At 67.4% G+C, this 19,651-nt stretch carries 16 protein-coding genes, 1 tRNA gene and 1 other RNA gene; 4 read left to right on the forward strand and 14 right to left on the reverse strand.

Features of this window, described 5'->3' with window-relative positions; genetic code table 11:
• Positions 1 to 135 precede the first annotated feature (135 nt).
• The 14 genes from tcmP to AC11WY_RS09805 form a co-directional block, all read right to left on the reverse strand.
• Positions 136 to 714 (reverse strand): three-Cys-motif partner protein TcmP, encoded by a 579-nt coding sequence (tcmP, locus tag AC11WY_RS09740; protein ID WP_482924862.1) that lies wholly within the window; start codon positions 712 to 714, stop codon positions 136 to 138.
• Positions 714 to 1,481 (reverse strand): DUF5131 family protein, encoded by a 768-nt coding sequence (locus AC11WY_RS09745; protein ID WP_482924864.1) that lies wholly within the window; start codon positions 1,479 to 1,481, stop codon positions 714 to 716. The genes tcmP and AC11WY_RS09745 overlap by 1 nt, the downstream gene beginning before the upstream one ends.
• 383 nt (positions 1,482 to 1,864) lie before the next feature.
• Positions 1,865 to 1,954 (reverse strand) — tRNA-Ser (locus AC11WY_RS09750).
• 75 nt (positions 1,955 to 2,029) lie between these two features.
• Positions 2,030 to 3,973 carry a potassium transporter Kup gene (locus tag AC11WY_RS09755; protein ID WP_482924866.1) on the reverse strand — a complete coding sequence of 648 codons (1,944 nt, stop codon included), beginning with the start codon at positions 3,971 to 3,973 and terminating at the stop codon, positions 2,030 to 2,032.
• A gap of 211 nt (positions 3,974 to 4,184) precedes the next feature.
• Positions 4,185 to 4,910: an alanyl-tRNA editing protein gene (locus tag AC11WY_RS09760; RefSeq protein ID WP_482924868.1), complete on the reverse strand. Its 726-nt coding sequence runs from the start codon at positions 4,908 to 4,910 to the stop codon at positions 4,185 to 4,187.
• Positions 4,907 to 7,261 carry a DUF3772 domain-containing protein gene (locus AC11WY_RS09765; RefSeq protein WP_482924870.1) on the reverse strand — a complete coding sequence of 785 codons (2,355 nt, stop codon included), beginning with the start codon at positions 7,259 to 7,261 and terminating at the stop codon, positions 4,907 to 4,909. Before AC11WY_RS09765 ends, AC11WY_RS09760 begins: the two co-directional genes overlap by 4 nt.
• On the reverse strand, positions 7,261 to 8,292 hold the full coding sequence (locus AC11WY_RS09770) for a cysteine synthase A (protein WP_482924871.1): 1,032 nt from the start codon (positions 8,290 to 8,292) through the stop codon (positions 7,261 to 7,263). The genes AC11WY_RS09765 and AC11WY_RS09770 overlap by 1 nt, the downstream gene beginning before the upstream one ends.
• Before the next feature lie 69 nt (positions 8,293 to 8,361).
• Complete coding sequence (locus AC11WY_RS09775) at positions 8,362 to 9,504, reverse strand: gamma-glutamylcyclotransferase (RefSeq protein ID WP_482924873.1); 1,143 nt, start codon at positions 9,502 to 9,504, stop codon at positions 8,362 to 8,364.
• Positions 9,501 to 9,941: a TrgA family protein gene (locus AC11WY_RS09780; RefSeq protein WP_482924875.1), complete on the reverse strand. Its 441-nt coding sequence runs from the start codon at positions 9,939 to 9,941 to the stop codon at positions 9,501 to 9,503. Before AC11WY_RS09780 ends, AC11WY_RS09775 begins: the two co-directional genes overlap by 4 nt.
• The gene (locus AC11WY_RS09785; RefSeq protein ID WP_482924877.1) at positions 9,942 to 11,156 is read right to left on the reverse strand and encodes a class I SAM-dependent methyltransferase; all 1,215 of its coding nucleotides are present in this window, start codon (positions 11,154 to 11,156) and stop codon (positions 9,942 to 9,944) included.
• Positions 11,157 to 11,204: 48 nt separating this feature from the next.
• Positions 11,205 to 12,620: a cryptochrome/photolyase family protein gene (locus AC11WY_RS09790; RefSeq protein ID WP_482924879.1), complete on the reverse strand. Its 1,416-nt coding sequence runs from the start codon at positions 12,618 to 12,620 to the stop codon at positions 11,205 to 11,207.
• Between the two features lie 33 nt (positions 12,621 to 12,653).
• On the reverse strand, positions 12,654 to 13,883 hold the full coding sequence (locus AC11WY_RS09795; RefSeq protein ID WP_482924881.1) for an aminotransferase class V-fold PLP-dependent enzyme: 1,230 nt from the start codon (positions 13,881 to 13,883) through the stop codon (positions 12,654 to 12,656).
• A gap of 194 nt (positions 13,884 to 14,077) precedes the next feature.
• Entirely contained in the window at positions 14,078 to 15,067 is a 990-nt protein-coding gene (acuI, locus tag AC11WY_RS09800) for an acryloyl-CoA reductase (RefSeq protein WP_482924883.1), read from the reverse strand.
• 10 nt (positions 15,068 to 15,077) lie between these two features.
• A complete protein-coding gene (locus AC11WY_RS09805; protein ID WP_482924885.1) occupies positions 15,078 to 15,614 on the reverse strand; it encodes a DinB family protein in 537 nt (178 codons plus the stop codon).
• A 323-nt stretch (positions 15,615 to 15,937) separates the two neighbouring features.
• Between AC11WY_RS09805 and AC11WY_RS09810 the strand changes: the two genes are divergently transcribed.
• The 4 genes from AC11WY_RS09810 (at position 15,938) to chrA (ending at position 19,587) form a co-directional block, all read left to right on the forward strand.
• Positions 15,938 to 16,987 (forward strand): ABC transporter substrate-binding protein, encoded by a 1,050-nt coding sequence (locus AC11WY_RS09810; RefSeq protein WP_482924887.1) that lies wholly within the window; start codon positions 15,938 to 15,940, stop codon positions 16,985 to 16,987.
• 70 nt (positions 16,988 to 17,057) lie between these two features.
• Positions 17,058 to 17,413: a transfer-messenger RNA gene (ssrA, locus tag AC11WY_RS09815) on the forward strand.
• Positions 17,414 to 17,539: 126 nt separating this feature from the next.
• Complete coding sequence (locus AC11WY_RS09820; protein ID WP_482924889.1) at positions 17,540 to 18,334, forward strand: chromate resistance protein ChrB domain-containing protein; 795 nt, start codon at positions 17,540 to 17,542, stop codon at positions 18,332 to 18,334.
• Entirely contained in the window at positions 18,331 to 19,587 is a 1,257-nt protein-coding gene (gene chrA, locus AC11WY_RS09825; protein ID WP_482924891.1) for a chromate efflux transporter, read from the forward strand. The genes AC11WY_RS09820 and chrA overlap by 4 nt, the downstream gene beginning before the upstream one ends.
• Positions 19,588 to 19,651 lie beyond the last annotated feature (64 nt).

Genomic DNA, 19,651 nt, shown 5'->3' on the forward strand with positions numbered 1-19,651 from the left:
GACTACCTCGGGCAGCACAACACAAAACCAAAGCCGTTTACTTGGACCAAAACAGCCGAAGACATCCTCACCCGTGAACGACGCGCGCTGAACAAACTCGATGAAGTCAGAGGAAACAGGTAGCAAGTGTCAGACTCAGAACACTAGAAACCGCCCTACGGATTCTGCGACACCATCCCAACCAGCATGACGGTTCACCTCCTCGGCCATGAAGTTGAACAGGAACTCACCATTCAGCGCTCGCAGGAAATCAAAAACCTTCCCGGATTCGACATTCCAACCCGTGGGGTCGATGAACGTGAAGGTGAAGCCGTCGCGGCACGCACTGCGGATACCATCGAGATTGTCTTCGAAGGATCCCGAAAACACCTTGATGTCAAACTCGGGTTTCAGCGCCGCGAAATGCGTAAGTTTCGCGACAGATGCCGGGTTTCTTTCGCAGAACCGGAAACGCACCTTGAGGCCTGGCCGCCCCATTTCGAGCAATGACTTGCGCACTGTTTCAAGCGTCTCGATGGCTTGCGAAAACGAAGCATCCGAATACAGGTTCGTGTCCGACACGCGCCAAGGTCCGGCGAACGCATCAACGAAATTGAAAACCGGTGATCTTCCTTGGAAGAGCTTGTAGGCGGCGGACTCAAGATACTTGTTAAGAAACAGATGCTTAATGAATGACTGCTCACGTCCTTGGTAGTTTTCGATCCGAGGCGGCATCAAGCTTCCTCTGGCTGCGGGGCGCGAATGATTGGTTCAGGGACAATCTGCCAAGGAAAGCCGTTCCACTCTTCGCCGTCGAGCAGACGCCCACCCGACTTCGGCCGGGCGCCACCCCATTGCTTGAAGAAGAACGCCACGTCGTCACGGTCGCAGATGTCACGAAGTTGGCGTGCCCAGCTTTCGTCCATGGGCCGAGCCCGAGGCCCGCTCTCCCCCCCGACGATGGCCCACGCGACACCCCGCAGATCAACATCCCCGATCGGCCCGAGCAGCGGCTCGAACGAAATGAAGCGTGCGTCGGAATTGATCTGCTTCAGGTGCTCGATCCGGCTCGTGTGCGCGGCGTCCTCAACCGAAACGCCGAGCCAGATGTGGCGAGGGACCGGCCCTCCATCATACCGCTTCCGAACGTAGTTGCGCATGAGCGAGCTTCGCTTGGTCAGCACCTGGTAGACGTGCCAGTCCGCCTGCTCCATGGCATCGAACACCGCGTCGATAAATTTTCGTTCGATGTCTTTGTGGAAGAGGTCGCTCATCGAGTTGACGAAGATCATCCGCGGCTTTTTCCAGAGCACGGGCTGCTTCAGCCTCGAGGGCCAGAGTGTCAGGTCGAAGCCCTGCTCGTAAGGGTGTCCAGCAATCCCGCGCCAGCGCTCTGCGAACCGCTCGGCATAGCAATTGTCACAACCGGGGCCGACCTTGGTGCAGCCCGTCACCGGGTTCCACGTCGCGTCCGTCGATTCGATGTCTGACTTCTGGGTCAACTGCACGCCTCACACTTTTTCCAAAATCTTAGCACGCGAATGACTCGGTACAAAGGACGAACAGCGACGCCGTGGGATTATGAACACCAGCGTGCCAAGGCAGCCATTTCAGTCCAGTTGTTTGGTCTGTGTCTCGACCGGAACCCAGTTGAACAGGCGAAATGAGATGAAGGCGCGGGCGACCAAAATACATCCAAGGCAACGACTTAGAGCTGTTTACCGTATCGTGCGCGGTTAACAGGTCCGGAGAATATCGGCCCGGAGAGAACGCTTTCCGTCCACATGGGGACTGCGCTGGTTAACAGCCCCACCCGCATAACCCCCGAAAACAACGGAAAAATCCGGCCGCAGCCGGATCGGGAGAACGCATTCGCGAGGGCAAGTGGCGGAGCGAGAGGGATTCGAACCCTCGAGACGGTCTCCCGTCTACACACTTTCCAGGCGTGCGCCTTCGACCACTCGGCCACCGCTCCGTGTCGCGGTGTTTACAGGCAGCGGCGCGGCGGTGGCAAGGGGGCGGGGCGAGAAATCATCGCCGTTCCGCATCGTTACACGGTGATGCGCGAGCCAAGCTCGACCACGCGGTCGCGCGGCAGGTGATAGAACTCGCTCGGGTCGGCGGCAAAACGGCTGAGGCCGATGTAGAGCCGGTCCAGCAGCCGCGCGACACCGGCGCGGGCGCCCAGGACCACCTTGCGGCGGCCGAGGAAGAACGAGGTCGACATCACGTCGAACTTCAGCCCCTCGCGGCGCGCAAGGCCGAGCGCGCGGCTCAGGTTCGGCGTCTCCATGAAGCCAAAGCGCAGCCTGAGGCGGGCGAAGTGGTCGTCGATCCGGCTGTATTCCACGCGCTCGTCCGCGGCCGCCCTCGGCACCCGCAGGATTTCCACCGTCAGCAGCACGTTGCGCTCATGCAGGACGCGGTTGTGCTTGAGGTTGTGCAAGAGCGCGGCGGGCACGGCCGTCGGGTCGGAGGTCAGGAAGAAGGCGGTGCCCGAGACCCGGCTGATGCTGGAGGACTCGGCGAGTGAATGGGCGAAGCCGTCCATGTCGACCTTCTCCTTGCTTTCGCGCGCCATCACCAGTTGCGTGCCGCGCCACCAGGTCCACATCAGCAGCGCGAAGGTGCACGACAGGGCGATCGGGACATAGCCGCCCTCGGGGATCTTGGTGAGGTTCGACAGGAAGAACGTGCCTTCAAGCAGGAAGAACGGGATCGCGCAGGGCACCACCAGCCAGAGCGGCAGCTTCCAGCCGCGCAGCGAGTAGACCACGGCGAGCGTCGTATCCACCAGCATGGCGCCGGTGACCGCGATGCCATAGGCCGAGGCCAGCGCGGACGAGTTGCGGAACGTCAGCACGAAGAACAGCACGCCCGCCAGCAAGAGCCAGTTGACCGCGGGGATGTAGATCTGGCCGCTCAACCGCTCGGAGGTGTGCACGATCGACATGCGAGGCAAAAGGCCAAGCTGGATCGCCGCGCGGGTCATCGAATAGGCGCCGGTGATCACCGCCTGCGCGGCGATCACCGTGGCAAGGGCGGCCAGCCCGACCAGCAGCGGCAGCGCCCAATCCGGCACCATCAGGAAGAACGGGTTGTGCAGCGTCTCGGGATCGGCGAGCACCAGCGCCCCCTGCCCGAGGTAGTTCAGCACCAGTGCCGGGAACACCAGCATGAACCAGGCCAGCCGGATCGGCCTGCGGCCGAAATGGCCAAGGTCGGCGTAAAGCGCCTCGGCCCCGGTGACGGCCAGGAAGACCGCGCCCAGCACGATGAAGGCGACAACCTGGTGATGCTGGATGAACTCGATCGCGTAGACCGGATTGAAGGCCAGCAGCACCTCGGGATCGCCGATGATGTGCGCCAGTCCGGTTGCCCCCATGACCAGGAACCAGAGCGCCATGACCGGCCCGAAGGCGACCGAAATCGTGTGGGTGCCGTGGCGTTGCACGATGAACAGGCCAAGCAGAATGGCCAGCGTCACCGGCAGCACGAATTGCTCGAACGCGGGCGCCACGAGGCCGATGCCCTCGACCGCAGACAGCACCGAGATCGCCGGGGTGATCACCGCGTCGCCAAGAAACAGCGAGGCCCCCGCGATGCCCAGCGCCAGCAGCCAGATCGACCGGTGCCCGATGGCCAGCCGCGACAGCGCGTAAAGCGCAAGCACCCCGCCCTCGCCGCGGTTGTCGGCGCGCAGCAGGAACAGCACGTATTTCACCGTCACGATCAGCGTCAGCGACCACAGCAGAAGCGACAGCACCCCGAACACATCAAAGCGCGACACGCCTTCGGCAGAGACCGGGCGCAGCGCCTCGCGCAGCGCGTAAAGCGGGCTGGTGCCGATGTCGCCGTAAACCACCCCCACCGCGCCGAGCGTCAGCGCCCGAAGGCTGCTCTTGTGCGAATCCTGTTGGGTCGGCGCGTCCTCGTCATCGTCGAATTCGGCGATGTCGTTCCCGGCGGGCACGTCCCTCAGTTGGCGGATCATGCGTTTTCGTCTCCGGGCCGCACGGTCGCCCGGGCCACGCTGCCTTCGCTGTTCCAGCTCATCGCACAATGGCGCAAGAATCAGGCTCCGTGTTGAACGCCCGGAAACAGGCGCCATGCCGGTGGTGTCTTTCGACTCGACCGACAGAGCGGCGAAATATGCGCGAAATCGTGATCACCGCAAGCAGGAACGTGATTTGAGAAAACCCGCCTCAGGGCTCGAGCACCAGGGTCACGCGCCGATTCTGCCGCCCCTTCTTCTCGATCTTGCCCAGGCTGATGCGCCCGATCTCGCCGGTGCGCGCGACATGGGTGCCGCCGCAGGGTTGCAGATCGACCTGCTCGGCGCCCCGCCCGATGCGGATCAGGCGCACCCTCCCCTGCCCCGTCGGCGGTTGCACCGACATCGTCTTGACCAGCCCCGGATTGGCCGCCAGTTCGGCGTCGGTGATCCAGTCCTCGGTGACCGGCAGATCGCGCTCGATCAGCGCGTTCACCGCCGCCTCGACGGCCGCCACATCCTCGGGCGGTTCGGGCATGTCGAAGTCGAGCCGCCCCTTTTCCGCGCCGATCTGGCCGCCGGTCACCGGCAGCGGGATCACCACCGACAAGAGGTGCAGCGCCGTGTGCACCCGCATGAGGCCGTGCCGCCGCCCCCAGTCGAGCGTCTGCGTCACCTCGGTGCCGACGGGGGGCAGCGGCAGCGGGTCGGCCGGCACCAGCACGATCGCGCCCGCCTCGCCCTTCACCGCGGTGGCGATGGTCAGCTTTGGCGCGCCGGGCCAGGCGATCCAGCCGCTGTCGCCGGGTTGCCCGCCGCCGGTCGGGTAGAAGATCGCCCGGTCCAGCACCACGCCGCCTTCCGGCGTGTGGGCCGTCACGATGCCGATGGCTTCGTCAAGGTAGACATCGGCGCGAAACAGCGGCTCGGTCGTCATGGCGTCTCCTTGGTCGGCCCGCGCAGCAGCGTCTCGGGATTGCGGATCCAGATGTCACGCTGGGCAAAGGGAGTCACGAACCCTTCCTTGGCAAAGCGTTCGGCGATCTGGTGGTTCATCTCGTTTCTCACATCCAGCACGAAGTTCACGTCGCGCAGGATCACCCGGATCTCGAAGCTGAGCGAATCCGCGCCAAAGCCCATGAACACAACCTGCGGCCTGGGGTTCAGCACCACCAGCGGATGCGCCTCGGCGATCTCGCGCAGCACGCGGTCGACCTTGCGGGTGTCGGTGCCATAGGCCACGCCAACCGGCACGATCAGCCGCCCGACGCGGCTGTATTTGGTCATGTTGGTGACGGTGCCGGTGATCAGGTTGGAGTTCGGCACGATCACGTCGGCGCGGTCGAAGGTCTCGATCCGGGTCGAGCGCACCGAGATCGACCGCACCGTACCCTGCACGCCGCCAACCTCGATCCAGTCGCCCTCGCTCACCGGCCGCTCGATCAGCAGGATCAGCCCCGAAACGAAGTTCGACACGATGTTCTGCAGGCCGAAACCGATGCCGACCGACAGCGCACCGGCGACGATGGCAAGGCCCGACAGGTCGATGCCCGCCGCCGTGATCGCGATCAGCGCGGCCAGCACGATGCCAAGGTAACCTACCCCCACCATGATCGCGTTCTGGCCGCCAAGGTCGATCCGGGTTCTGGGCAGCACGGTCGCCTTCAGCGCCCCCTGAACCAGTCGCGTGACGCCGTAGCCCAGCGCGAAGATGATCGCGAAGGTCAGGAAATTCGTCGGCGAGATGCGGGTCGACCCGATCGAGAAGCCCTGGGCGGCCTGCGTCCAAAGCTCGGCCAGATCGGCCACCCGTGCGCCCCAGATCAGCGCGAAGACCGGCAACATCACCAGCGTCAGCGCAAAGCCGATCAGCACCGGCAGCAGACCGCCGTCATCGGTTTCGGGGGCGCCGGTGGTCCAGCGGTAAAGGTCATCCACCAGCCGCTGCGCCAGCACCAGAAGCCCCATCAGCGCCAGCGACAGCGCGGTGGGAAAGATCGCAGCCGAGGCGGCGGCGATATAGCCGACCGCGGCAAACAGCGGCGCGGCAACGGCCAGCACCATCACCCCGCGTGCGATCAGCCCGACGACCTGATCGCGGTAGCTGGTGTCGGCATCCGCCTCGCCCGCGGTGGTGGCGTGCAGCTTCAAAAGCCACCCGAGACGGAACAGCACGAAGCCGGACATCGCCAGGATCGGGAAGCTGATCACCGCGTTCGCGGTCTCCTGCTCGCTGCCCGGATGAACCAGCGCCGAGCGCAGAATCTCAAGCGCCACCAGCACACCCAGCAGGGTCGCGTGAAACCGCCCCTCGGTCCGGCGCTCGGGGGTCAGGTCCAGCACCTGGCGGACGTCGGACTGGCGCGGGAACATCTGGCCGCCCAGCCAGCGCGCGGCAAAGATGGTCAACCCCATCGGCGCAAGCACCAGCACAACCGTCTGACCGACCAGGCCCAGCATCCCCGTGCTGGCAATCGCCTGCACCAGCGCCAGCACACCCAGGAACGGCAGCACGATCTGGCCCAGCGAGGCCAGCAACACCAGCACCTGCACCCCGCGATCCGACGCGCGGCGGCGAACCCAGGCGACGCCAAGGCCGATCCAGCGCTGCCCGCGCGCCAGCAGCACCAGCGCGAAGGCCAGATAGCCCAGGATCAGCGGCAGGTTGCTGCGCAGTTCGGCGCGGCGGTTGTCGATCGACCAGGCATCGACGGCCTCGCCCCAGACCGAGGTGCCGATTCCGGTGGCCACCGTCAGCGCCGCGGGCCAGTTCGCCGGGTTCACCGGCGCGGGCGACAGATGCATCAGCGCATCCGCCTGCCGGGTCAGCTGCACCTTGTCGATCTCGCGCACGATGCCGTCGGCGCGGCTATAGGCCTCGTCGGCCGCCAGACCCGGCGCTTGCAGCTTGGCCAACTGGTCGCCCAGCGTGGTGCGCCGCTGGGCAATCTCGGGCGCCTCGGCGACACCCTCGGCGGGCACCGGCCCAAGCGCCGCGATCTGCTGTTGCAGCGTGCCGATGCGGGTCTTGTTGGCGTTCTGCGCGGCCTGGAACTGGCTGCGCCAGTCCACCACCGCCTTGCGCAACTGGTCGAGCGCGAGATTCGTCGTATGCGCGTCCGAGATCACCGTCTCGGCGTGGGTGGCGAACTTCTCCCAGGTGGGATAGTCGGGCGCCGTGGTCTGGTCCTGCGCCTGCGCCGGAACCAGTTGGGCGACCAGCAAGGGCACCGCCGCGAGACAGAGTAGAACCAGCACCGCCCGCAGGGTGGAGAGAAGCCGCCCCATCACCCCTCGAACACGCTCGGGATCGCGCGCGGCGGCGCGTCCAGCCAGGCCGGAACCGGCAGCCCTTTTTCCTTCAGGAATGCCGGGTTGAACAGCTTGGACTGATAGCGGGTGCCGTAGTCGCACAGGATGGTGACGATGGTGTGCCCCGGCCCCATCGCGCGCGCCATGCGGATCGCGCCCGCGATGTTGATGCCGGATGATCCGCCAAGGCAGAGCCCTTCCTCCGACAGCAGGTCGAACACGATCGGCAGCGCCTCGGCATCCGGGATGCGCCAAGCCATGTCGGGGGTGAAGCCTTCGAGGTTGGCGGTAATGCGGCCCTGCCCGATGCCCTCGGTGATCGACGATCCGGGCGCATCAAAGGTGCCGCGGGTGTAATAGCTGTAAAGCGCCGCGCCCTCGGGGTCGGCAAGTCCGATCTTCACGCCCTTGGGTTGCAGCGCGAGGCCGATGCCTGCCAGCGTGCCGCCCGAACCGACCGAGCAGACAAAGCCATCGACGCGGCCGCCGGTCTGGTCCCAGATTTCCGGCCCCGTGGTCTCGAGGTGCGCCTGCCGGTTTGCCACGTTGTCGAACTGGTTCGCCCAGATCACCCCGTTCGGCTCGGTCCTGGCCAGCGCCGCGGCCAGACGGCCGGAATAGCGCACATAGTTGTTGGGGTTCTTGTAGGGCACGGCGGGCACCTGCACCAGTTCGGCGCCGGCCAGGCGGATCATGTCCTTCTTTTCCTGACTCTGCGTCTCGGGGATCACGATGACGGTGCGGAACCCCATCGAGGCGCCGACCAGCGCAAGGCCGATGCCGGTGTTGCCCGCGGTGCCTTCGACAATGGTGCCGCCCGGCTTCAACTGCCCCTTCGCCACCGCGTCGCGGATGATGTAAAGCGCGGCGCGGTCCTTGACCGACTGGCCGGGATTGAGGAACTCGGCCTTGCCGAGGATGGTGCAGCCGGTGTCGTCGCTGGCCTTTCGCAGCCGGATCAGCGGCGTATTCCCGATCGCGTCGGCCAGGTCCTTCTGAATGCGCATGCGTCTCGCCCCTCTTGCGTCGCTCCCTTGATAGGCGGCGGGGGCCGGGAACTCAAGCGCGGGGGGCGGTCACGAGGCGGAGAGGAGGCCCGCCTCGGCGCGCAACCGGGCACGGTTGGCAGCCAGCCAGTAAATCGTCACCAGCAGCGGTGCGATCTGCACCTCGCCGCTGTCCACCAGCGCCATCAGGCGGTCGAAAGAGACCAGATGCGCGCGGATGTCCTCATGCTCTTCGGCCAGCCCGCCCAGCCCCGCGCTGCCGTCGGGCAGGTCGGCGAGGCCGACGAAGGAATAGAGATATTCCGCCAGCATCCCCGGCGAGGGGTAGTATTGCCCGACCTTCACCAGCGCGCCCAGTGTCAGGCCCGCTTCCTCGACCGCCTCGCGGCGCGCGGCAGCCTCGGGCGTTTCGCCGGGGTCGATGCGGCCCGCAATCGGTTCCAGCATCCACGGCTGCGGGTCGCCACGACCGAAAGGACCGGCGCGGAACTGCTCGATCAGCATCACCCGGTCGCGCACCGGGTCATAGGGCAGCACGGTCGCGGCATCGCCCGAAACGAAGACGGCGCGCCGCATCGGCTCGGACATCGTGCCGTCAAACCGGCGGTGGCGCAGGTCAAACTCCTCGACCGAGAAAAACTGGGCGTAGGGCTCGGTGTGGCGCGTCACCTCGACATCGCCGGGCGCCGTCGCGCGCCGCATCCGCGTTGGCGCCGCCTGCGCCGCGCGCAGCTCGGCCGCCGCCCTCACCAGCATCGCCGGATAGCGCCGCCAAGCCTCGCCCGGTGGCACCCGGCCGAAATCCTGCATGAACCGCCCGGCGGCGCGCACCGCCACCGCGCCGTAGCGATCCACCCAGTCCTGCAGCACCCAAGGCGCGCCGGGGTGCAGCCGGTCGGCGGTGGCGATGTAGACCCGCGCCGCGATGCGGGTGCCGTCGGCCTCGGCCGTCACCTCATGGGTGGCGTAGTCGAAGCCGCCTTCGTAAAAGTCGAGCCGGGCGATATCGGTCGGCTCCAGCCCCTCGACGATGACACCCGCCGCGACGCCACCCGCCTGCGTCAGGATCATCGGAAAGGCATGGTCCGCGACCCAGTGCACGGCATGACCGGCCAGCCGCGCCGGCCGCATCGGGACCGCGCGCCCCAGCACCGCGGCCAGAAGCGGCGCATGGCAGAGCGTGCCATAGAAGAAGAAGGTGACCCCGCTCACAGCCAGCGCCGGCTTGTCCACTCGACGAACATGCCGGCGACGGCCGCGCCGCCGATCAGGATCGTCAGGTCAGCCGGGTTCAAGAGCAGCTTGCCGTAGTCCGCCATCAGGCCGAACACCGCCTCCACCGCCTGCTGCGGCCCCTTGTAGCGGTGGTCGAGCGACCGCAGGATCATCTCGCGCCCCGAGAACGCGAACAGCGACACGACGACCATCGTGGCCGAACTGCCAAGACCCGAACTGATCGCCGCGCTGTAGCCGCGCCCGGCCATCTTGCCCATCATCATCCAGCCGGTCAGCACCCCGAACGCCGCGCAAATCTCGGAGTAGAAGCCGAACGGCGTTCCCTCGGGCAGGTAGGGTTTCAGCGCCTCGGCGGCAAAGAAGGCGAGCAGGCCGAAGGCGATGGCCGCGAACAGTTTGGGGGCGGTGGGCATTCAGGCGGCGGGCCTTGTGATGGTGATCTGGGTCACGTCGCAGTTACCGCCCTCGAACGCCCCGGCGCAAGAGGTGAGGTAGAGATTCCACATCCGCCGAAAGCGGTCATCGAACCCGAGCCGCGAAATCTCGTCCCAGCGGGTGTTGAAGGTGTCATACCAGCGCCGCAGGGTCTGGCTGTAGCCATCGCCGAACTCGATCGAGTGGCGGACCTGAAGCCCGGCGCGGCGTACCTCGTCGCGCAGCGCGGTCGGCGACGGCAGCATGCCGCCGGGAAAGATGTATTTCTGGATGAAATCCACGCCCTTGCGGTAAATCTCGAAGCGCGCATCCTGCACGGTGATGATCTGCAGCGTGGCGTTGCCGCCCGGTTTCAGCCGGTCGCGGACGGTGCGGAAGTAGGTCGGCCAGTACTTTTCACCCACCGCCTCGAACATCTCGATGCTGGCGATACCGTCATAGGTTCCACGCTCGTCGCGGTAGTCCTGCATCTTGATCTCGACCCGGTCCTGCAACCCGGCCGCCTTGATGCGGGCCACCGCATAGTCGTGCTGCGCCTGCGAGATCGTCAGGCCGGTGACGCGAAGACCGCGCTCCGCCGCCGCATACTCCGCGAACCCGCCCCAGCCGCAGCCGATTTCCAGCACATGATCGCCCGGTTGGGCGCCCATCTGGTCCACCATGCTTTCATATTTCTGGCGCTGCGCCCGCTCCATCGGCTCCTGCCCGGACCGGAACAGCGCCGAGGAATAGGTCATCGTCTCGTCCAGCCATAGCCGGTAGAAGTCGTTGCCAAGGTCGTAATGCGCCGCGATGTTCTTGCGCGCCTGTCGCCGGGAGTTGCCGCGCAGCCAGTGCCGCAGGTTCTCGAAGGTGCGCACCAGCCCCATGCCGGGAAAGCCGTCATAAAGCGTGTCGTTGCGGGCATGCACGAGGTCCATGAAGGCCTGCAGGTCGGGCGTCGTCCACCAGCCGTCGATGTAGGCTTCGAGAAACCCCAGATCGCCCTCGCGGATCAGGCGCGCGAAAAGGTCAGGGTTGTGCACCTCCACCACCGCCACCGGGCCCGGATGGCGCCCCTCGGCGCGGAACACCCGGCCATCGTCGAGCACGAAATCGAGCCGCCCGTTTTCCAACGACTGCGCCACCTCGAACACTTGGGCGAAGTAGCGCGGCAGGCCGGTCTGGCCCTTCACGGAGGTCAGCACCATCATCCCATCCCCCAGGGTTTTTCTGCACCCTTCCAGATACGCGGCCGTCGCTCAAGCGTTTCGTTGCGCATGGGCTGCCAAGGCGCGGTCGCGCCCAGCGTTCAGTGCCACCATCGGCGCCGGATAGGGCGCCGCCGGGTCGAGCGCCCAGGACACCGGCGCCGCGCGGAAGAAATCGAGCGCTTCGGGTCCGGGTCTTGGCGACCACTCGGCAATGAAGCGGCGGCGGTAAGCGCCATCGGAGTCGAACTTTTCCGCCTGCGTCGCGGGGTTGAAGACGCGGAAATAGGGCGCGGCATCGGGCCCCGATCCGGCCACCCATTGCCAGCCCATCGCGTTCGCCGCCGGATCCCAGTCGATCAGACAATCCGCGAACCAGGCCTGCCCCAGGCGCCAATCGGTCAGCAGGTGCTTGGTCAGGTAGGACGCCGCGATCATCCGGGCGCGGTTGTGCATCGTGCCGGTCACATACATCTCGCGCAGCGCGGCATCGACGAAGGGCTCGCCGGTCTGGCCGCGCCGCCAGCGTTCGGCGTCGGGGCTGTCGCCGCGCCAGGGGAAGGCGTCCCACTCGGGCCGCCAGTTGCGGGTGGCGATCTCGGGGGTGTGGTGCAGCAGGTGATACGCGAACTCGTGCCAGACCAGTTCCTTCAGGAACTGCTCGGCGCCCCCGGCGCCCTCCTGCAGCGCGCGCTGGCCCGCGTGCCAGACCTGACGCGGCCCGATCTCGCCCACCGCGAGGTTTTCCGACAGGCGCGAGGTCGCGTCCTCGGCCGGAAAATCCCGCGCCTCGCGGTAGCGCCCGACGCGGGTGGCGATGAACGCCGCCAGCCGGTCCTGCGCCGCCGCCTCGCCGACGCGGGCGTGTCGCGCCACGATGGCCGCGCCCCGCCGCATCGCCGCGCCCAGCCGCCAGTCGTCCAGCCGGTCGCTTGCGGGCCAGGCCTCGGGCGGGCGCAACCGCGCCACGGTCGGCGCAGGCAGGTCGATGGCGCGGGTTCTCACCGCGTTCCAGTAGGGCGTATAGACCCGGTAGAAACCGCCCTGCCCGGTCGCCACCGTCCAGGGGTCGTGCAGCAGGAAGCCGGGAAAACTCTGCGCGTCGATCCCGCGCGCCCGCAGCGCGGCCTTGACGGCGGTGTCGCGCGCCTTCGCGGCCGGATCGTACAGCCGCCCCCACCAGACCGCCGTCGCCCCCGTTTCGGCGATCAGCCGGTCGAGGGCGTCCTGCGCAGGCCCCCGGCGCAGGATCAGCCGGGCGCCGATCGCCTCCAGCCGGGCCGCGAAGGCGCCGACCGCGGCCCCCCAGCGCCATTGCGGCGCGGCCCCGAGCGCCGCAATGGTTTCATCGCAGATCGCCACCCCGATCAGCGGCCGCCCGGTCGCCACGGCGGCGGCCAGCATCGGGTTGTCGGCCAGCCGGAAATCGCGGCGAAACCACAGGATCATCGGCGGCTGGTTCGTCATTCCCGTCCTGTCCGGCACGGGAATGCCCCGTGGTTACAGCACCTGATCAAGCGCCCGGATCAGCCGGGCCACCTCGTCGGCGCTGGTGTAGTGCACGAAACTCATACGCAGCACGCCGCGGCCCGGATCAACGCCCATCGCCGCCAGCGGGCGCACGGCGTAGAAATCGCCGCCCCCCGCCATGATGCCGTGCGGGGCCAGCGCCCGCGCCACGTCCTCGCCCGGCCGGTCGCAGGCCAGCGCCACGGACGGCGCCCGATCCTCGGCGTGGCGCGGGCCCAGCAGCCGCACGTCGTTGCGCGCGGCAAGGTAGTCGAGCAGCGGTTGCAGCAGCCGCACCTCATGCGCGCGCATCAGGTCGTGCACCAGCACGCCCTTTGCGCGGGCGCTCAGCGCCCCGCCGCCGTGATGGGCGGCCTGCGTGTCGATGTAGTCGGCCATCCCGGCGCTAGCGGCGATCTGGGCATGGTCCGGCCCGGCCGGGGTGAAGCGCTTGTAGAGCGTATCGCCGTTGAAATAATGGCCCTGGTTCGGCAGCGCCTCGCCCAAGGCGCGCCGGATCACCATGAGGCCTTGATGCGGCCCATAGGTCTTGTAGGCCGAAAAGAGGTAGATATCGGCCCCCAGTGCCGCGACATCGGGCAGCCCGTGCGGCGCATAGCTGACGCCATCGACGCAGGTCACCGCCCCCGCCGCATGGGCGATGGCCACGATCTCGGCCACCGGGTTGATCTCGGCCACCACGTTGGAGCAATGCGGGAAACACACCAGCCGCACCTTGCCATCCGCCAGCAGCCCCTTCAGCACCGCCGGGTCCAGATGCCCGGTATCACGGTCGATGCCCCAGACGCGCACCTCTACCCCGTCGTTCGCCAGACGGCGCCAGATGCCGGTGTTCGCCTCGTGGTCCTGATCGGTCACCACGATCGCGGCGCCCGACGGTAGCCATTGGCGGAACGCCTGCGCCAGAACATAGGTGTTGGCGCTGGTCGAGGGGCCGAAGCTCAGCTCGTCGGTCGCCACGCCCATGATCGCGGCCAGGCGCGCGCGCGCCTCGTCCATCTCGGCCCCGGCCAGTTCCGAGACGGCATAGGGCGCGTAGGGCTGCACCTTGCGTTCGCGGTAGAACCGCGTCAGCCGGTCGAAGACCTGCACGCAAGGGTATGATCCGCCGGCGTTTTCAAAGAACGCCTGACCTTGCAGCGCGGGCTGCGAAAAGGCCGGAAACTGGCTGCGGGTGAAGGAAAGATCAAGGTCTGTCATGGGTGAGGCCCTTTGCAAAACACATCCGACGCGCCCGGGGATGACCATACCGTTGAGGATGTCACCCCCGGAATGGCAGGTCTTCCAGCCGAGCCGCTGCGTCCGACGGCTGTCGAAGGTCACCGGCAGACCCCGCGAAACCGGCGGGGTCGCGTCCTTGCTAGCCTGTCGCCTGGGCCTCGTAAAGCCCCGGCTCAGGCGTTCACATCCACCACCACGCGGCCCTGCACCTGCCCTTGCAGGATCGCAGCCCCCAGCGCGGGCAGGTCGGCCAGCGTCGCGGGGCGGATCATCGCCTCCAGCTTGTCCATCGGCAGGTCGCGGGCAATGCGCGCCCAGGCCCGCACACGGTCGTCGTAGGGCCGCAGGACCGAGTCGATGCCCAGCAGGTTCACCCCGCGCAGCAGGAACGGCACCACCGAGGCGGGCAGCGCCGATCCGCCCGCCAGGCCCACCGCGGCGACCGAGGCGCCGTATTTCATCTGCCCCAGCACGCGCGCCAGCATCGCGCCGCCCACCGCATCAACGCAGCCCGCCCAGGTTTCCGCCTCCAGCGGGCGCTTGACCGTCTCGGCCAGGTCTTCGCGCGGCACGATCCGGGTCGCGCCAAGCCCGCGCAGATAGTCCGCCGTTTCGGGTCGCCCGGTGACGGCCGCGACCTGATAGCCAAGATGCGCCAGAACCGCCACCGCGACCGAGCCCACACCGCCCGCAGCGCCGGTCACCAGAACCTCGCCTTTCTGTAGGGTTAGCCCATGATCCTCGAGTGCCATCACCGCCAGCATCGCGGTAAAGCCCGCCGTGCCCACCGCCATCGCCGCCCGCGTCGTAAGGCCGTCCGGCAGCGGCACCAGCCAATCGGCGCGCACGCGGGCCTTTTGCGCATAACCGCCCCAATGCGCCTCGCCGACCCGCCAGCCGGTCAGCACGACCTTGTCGCCGGGGCTGTAGCGGGGGTCCGACGACGCCTCCACCCGGCCCGCAAAGTCGATCCCCGGCACATGCGGCCAGTGCCGCACCAACCCGCCGCCCGCGCCGAGGCAGAGCCCGTCCTTGTAGTTCAACGTCGAATACTCGACGGCAACCGTCACCTCGGCCTCGGGCAGGCGATCCTCGCTCAGGGCCTGCACCGAAGCGTGGGTGTTGCCCTCGGCGTCCTTCTCGACGACCAGCGCGGTAAACATGGCTCTCTCCTCAGTCGATGCTGTCGGGGATTATGAACAGGTCGGTGTCGCCCGGCCGCGCGCCCGCCGCCGTGAGCATCGCGTGGACCTGCCCGCGGTGATGGGTCTGATGGTTGAACATGTGCACGATGCAGAAGGCGCGCGGCCGGGTGACCTCGCGCCCGACCGCGCCGGAAAACCAGCGCAGATCGCCCGCCAGATCGGCGTCGGTCAGCACCTCGGCCCAGGCGCGGATGCGGGCGTCGGTTTCGGCGCGGCGGGTCAGATAGTCGGGCCCGTCGGGGAACAGATCGGGGCTTCCCGCAATCCCGGCCTCGGGGCGCGGCCCGCCGTCAAAGCGGCCCATCCAGACCAGATCGCCCCACAGCAGATGCGACAGCGTGCGGGTGATCGAGCCGAAGAAGGCGCCGCGATCGCGGTTGCGTTCGACCGGGTCCAGCGTCGCCGCCGCGGCCAGCAGGCTGGCGTTCTGCCAGCCGTTGTAGCGCGCCATCAGGCGCACATAATCGCCCGTCACCAGTCCCCCGCCGCTTGCCGCTGCCGTCATTGCGCCGCTCCTTGCCGCGGCGCCGTTTCCGGCCCGCGCGCCCCTTCTTCCGCCGGAGACTTCGGCGAGGCAAGACCCCATCGCACCGCCGACCGGCCGACGGATCCTTCCTTCCCGCGCGCCCCGGCCATCATCACATCGCCGTGATGCGCGCCAACACCCTTGAACGCGGCCATCAAGAGATTGATCCGGAAGGGCTTTCCAGTCGGAACGTGCCGCGGTCCGGCGCCCCGATTTTCATCGGGCCCGCGAATAAATGCTTGAGACGCTGTCGCCGCTAAACTAGCCTTGCGGCAATAACAACTCTGACAATAGGGACAAGAATGAACATCCGCACCCTGATGCTGGCCACCGCAGCGACCCTCGCGCTCGGTCAGGCCGCCAACGCCGCCGATCCCAAGCTGACCGTGTTCGACTGGGCGGGCTTCGACCAGAAGAACCTCGTGGCCGACTATGTCACCAAATACGGCGACCAGCCGACCTATGCCTTCTTCGGCGACGACGACGAGGCGTTCCAGAAAGTATCCTCGGGCTTCAAGGTGGATATCGCCCACCCCTGCTCGCAGATGATCCAGAAATACCGCGACGCGGGCCTGATCGTGCCGTGGGATACCTCGAAGATCCCGGCCTTCAAGGACATCGCGCCGCGCTTCCTGAACTCCAAGGTCTTCGTCGACAATGGCACGGTCTGGTACATCCCGACCGACTACGCCTACACCGCAACGCTGTACGACCCCGCGAAGGTCGCGGATGCGGACGCGGCAACGCTGCAGGTCTTCGTCAACCCGAAATATGCCGGCAAGATTTCGCTGCCCGACAACTCGGATGACGTCTGGGCACTGGCGCTGCTGGCGACCGGCGTGACCGACTGGACCAAGGTCGATGATGCGCAGTTCAAGAAGGCCGCCGACTGGCTGCGCCTGGCGCACAAGAACGTGGTGTCCTACTGGAGCGATCCGTCGAGCCTGAACCAGCTGATGCAGTCGGGTCAGGTGACGGTGGCCTGGTCGTGGAATGACTCGGCGACGCAACTGAAGGCGGCCGGGATGAAGGTCGTGTTCAACCGCGAGCCCAAGGAAGGCGCGTCGAGTTGGTTCTGCGGCTGGGTCCACATGAAGGACGCCCCCGGCGACGACCAGCGCGCCTATGACTTCGTCAACGCCTTCCTCGCGCCCTCGACCGCGCAGGGCCTGCTGGACGACTTCGGCTATGCCTCGACCAACCAGGTCGGCGAGGCGTCAATTCCGGCCGATCAGCTGGTCTCGCACGATGTCAGCCCGGTGAAGGGCACCCTGCTGGCCCAGACCCCGCTGGACCAGAAGCTGCGCGACCGCATGGTGGAAGAATTCCAGAAGATCAAGGCAGGCTTCTAAACCTCTGACAGCAATACAGGAAACGCCGCCCCTTGCCGGGCGGCGTTTTCCTTTGCGCGACATCGTCAGCGGCCTTGAGCCTGCGCGCGTCCGCCCCTATATTGGTCTTGTCCGGGGCAACCCGGACTATGGTGATAAACGCGCACGTAATAAGCGGATCGGACCCGGGGGCGGTACCCGGCGACTCCACCAAACACCCGGCATTGCGGGTCATGGGGTCGAAATAGGATCGACGAACGACTAAAGGTGTTAGCTTTTGCCCGGTGAGGTACCACCGTTATCGGTCCAAAATGTACAGTTGCCAATGACAACCGTGCTCCGGCAATGGCTCTGGCTGCGTAAGCAGTTCGAGTCGCCGAAAATAAGCCCTTGCGCTTAGCAGCGTAAGGCGGGGTTCGCAGGCACCTGGCAACAGAAGCCTGCACTTCCTCCCCGGACCCTGTTGACGGACATGCAGCGCGCATGATCTATGGCCCCATGGGGTTCCGCGAACGCCCCTTGAGGCGCAAGCCCAAGCGTCGCATCCGTCTGAACGTTTCAGCGAGGATGCCCATGCCTGCCCCCAACACCATGACCATCGCGCAGCTTTCGCGCCTGATCGGCCTTGCCGATGCCCCCGCCATCCTCGACGTGCGCCTGCCCGAAGACAGTGCGCTGGACCCCGCCCTGATCCCCGGATCGCGTCCGCACCCCTTCGCCGATGTGCTGGACCTGGTTCCGGCGCTGGCCGGGCGACGGGTTGTGGTCGCCTGCCAGCGCGGCGCCAAGCTCAGCGAAGGCGCGGCCGCACTCCTGCGGACCCGCGGCATCGCCGCCGAACGGCTGGAGGACGGCGTCGCGGGCTGGCGCGCCGCCGGACAGCCGATGGTTCCGCTGGCCGCCGTGCCGGGGTCGCTCTGGGTCACCCGCCACCGCCCCAAGATCGACCGCATCGCCTGCCCCTGGCTGATCCGCCGCTTCGTCGATCCCGCGGCGCAGTTCCTGTTCGTGGCGCCCGCCGAGGTGCCCGCCGTCGCCAAGGTCTTCGGCGCGACCCCGTTCGACATCGACGGCGTATTCTGGAGCCACCGGGGCGAAGGTTGCACATTCGACACGATGGTGGAGGAGTTCTGCCTTCGCACCGACCCCCTGCTGCGCCTCGCAACCGTGGTGCGCGCCGCCGATACCGACCGGCACGACCTCGCGCCGCAGGCGGCCGGGCTGCTGGCGATCTCGGTCGGGCTGTCGCGGCAGTTTCGCGACGACCTCGACCAGCTCGCGGCGGGGATGACGATCTATGACGCGCTCTATCGCTGGGCGCGCGACGGCTTCGAGGAAGGTCACGACTGGCCGGCGGGGCGGGCATGACCGACGCGGTTCCGCCGACCCGGTCCGAGGCTGCCCGCGTCTTCGCCCGCATCGGCCTGCTGTCCTTCGGCGGCCCGGCGGCGCAGATCGCGCTGATGCACCGCGAGCTGGTCGACGCCCGCGGCTGGCTGACCGAGCGGCAGTTCCTCTCGGCGCTGTCGTTCTGCATGCTGCTGCCGGGGCCCGAGGCGATGCAACTGGCGACCTATGCCGGCTGGCGGCTGCACGGGCAGCGCGGCGGGCTGGTCGCGGGGCTCTTGTTCGTGCTGCCGGGGGCGGCGCTGATGCTGGCGCTGGCGGCGGGATACGCAGCCTTCGGCAGCGCCCCGCTGGTGCAGGCCGCGTTCCTGGGGATCAAGGTCGCCGTCGTGGTGATCGTGATCGAGGCGCTGCAACGCATCGCGCGGCGCGCGCTGAAGGGGCGCAACCAGCGGGTGATCGCGGGCCTTGCTTTCGTGGCGCTGTTCGCCTTTGCGCTGCCCTTCCCGCTGGTCATCGCGCTGGCCGCGCTTTACGGCGCGGTCACGGGGCCCGCCGCCACCACGCCCGCCCCGTCCGCGTCGCTGGGCCCGACGCTGCGCACGGGCGCGCTCTGGCTGGCGATCTGGCTGCTGCCGCTTGGGCTGCTGGCGGTGTTCGAACACGGCATCCTGACCGACATCGGCGCCTATTTTGCCCGCCTTTCCGTGCTGACCTTTGGCGGCGCCTACGCGCTGCTGGCCTGGATGGCGCAGACCGTGGTGGCCGATTTTCACTGGCTGACGCCGCCCCAGATGATCGACGGGCTCGGCCTGGCCGAAACCACGCCGGGGCCGCTGATCCTCGTCACCGAATTCGTCGGCTACCTCGCCGCCGACCGGCAGGGCGGGCCTTGGGCAGGCGTGGCGGGCGCGGTGGTGACGCTGTGGATGACCTTCGCCCCCTGCTTTCTGTGGATCTTCGTCGGCGCCCCCTGGATCGACTCGATCACCGCGCGGCCGCGGCTTTCGGCGGCGCTTGGCGCGGTGATGGCGGCGGTTGTGGGGGTGATCCTGAACCTGTCGGTCTGGTTCGCGCTGCACGTCTTGTTCCGCACCGTCGGCCATGCCGCCTGGGGGCCAGTGTCGCTGCCCTGGCCGGACTTGACGACGGTCGATCCGCTGGCGCTGGCGCTGACCGCCGTTGCGGGGCTGACGATCCTGCGCCTGCACTGGCCGCTGCCTGCGGCGCTGGCCTTTTCGGCGGGCCTCGGCCTGTTGGCCGTGCAGGTCTGAGGCCGGGCAAAAACCGGCACCCGGCCTCTTCCCTTCGAAATCGAATCCCCTATGCTGACGATAC

The sequence above is a fragment of the Solirhodobacter sp. genome, from assembly GCF_964715405.1.

What these genes read in the sequence shown, in the direction of transcription:
- AC11WY_RS09810 (WP_482924887.1), top strand. Translation starts at nt 15,938, where the DNA reads ATGAACATCCGCACCCTGATGCTGGCCACCGCAGCGACCCTCGCGCTC.
- tcmP (WP_482924862.1), bottom strand. Translation starts at nt 714, where the DNA reads ATGCCGCCTCGGATCGAAAACTACCAAGGACGTGAGCAGTCATTCATT.
- AC11WY_RS09780 (WP_482924875.1), bottom strand. Translation starts at nt 9,941, where the DNA reads ATGCCCACCGCCCCCAAACTGTTCGCGGCCATCGCCTTCGGCCTGCTC.
- AC11WY_RS09785 (WP_482924877.1), bottom strand. Translation starts at nt 11,156, where the DNA reads ATGATGGTGCTGACCTCCGTGAAGGGCCAGACCGGCCTGCCGCGCTAC.
- AC11WY_RS09795 (WP_482924881.1), bottom strand. Translation starts at nt 13,883, where the DNA reads ATGACAGACCTTGATCTTTCCTTCACCCGCAGCCAGTTTCCGGCCTTT.
- AC11WY_RS09805 (WP_482924885.1), bottom strand. Translation starts at nt 15,614, where the DNA reads ATGACGGCAGCGGCAAGCGGCGGGGGACTGGTGACGGGCGATTATGTG.
- AC11WY_RS09760 (WP_482924868.1), bottom strand. Translation starts at nt 4,910, where the DNA reads ATGACGACCGAGCCGCTGTTTCGCGCCGATGTCTACCTTGACGAAGCC.
- chrA (WP_482924891.1), top strand. Translation starts at nt 18,331, where the DNA reads ATGACCGACGCGGTTCCGCCGACCCGGTCCGAGGCTGCCCGCGTCTTC.
- acuI (WP_482924883.1), bottom strand. Translation starts at nt 15,067, where the DNA reads ATGTTTACCGCGCTGGTCGTCGAGAAGGACGCCGAGGGCAACACCCAC.
- AC11WY_RS09770 (WP_482924871.1), bottom strand. Translation starts at nt 8,292, where the DNA reads ATGCGCATTCAGAAGGACCTGGCCGACGCGATCGGGAATACGCCGCTG.
- AC11WY_RS09820 (WP_482924889.1), top strand. Translation starts at nt 17,540, where the DNA reads ATGCCTGCCCCCAACACCATGACCATCGCGCAGCTTTCGCGCCTGATC.
- AC11WY_RS09765 (WP_482924870.1), bottom strand. Translation starts at nt 7,261, where the DNA reads ATGGGGCGGCTTCTCTCCACCCTGCGGGCGGTGCTGGTTCTACTCTGT.
- AC11WY_RS09755 (WP_482924866.1), bottom strand. Translation starts at nt 3,973, where the DNA reads ATGATCCGCCAACTGAGGGACGTGCCCGCCGGGAACGACATCGCCGAA.
- AC11WY_RS09790 (WP_482924879.1), bottom strand. Translation starts at nt 12,620, where the DNA reads ATGACGAACCAGCCGCCGATGATCCTGTGGTTTCGCCGCGATTTCCGG.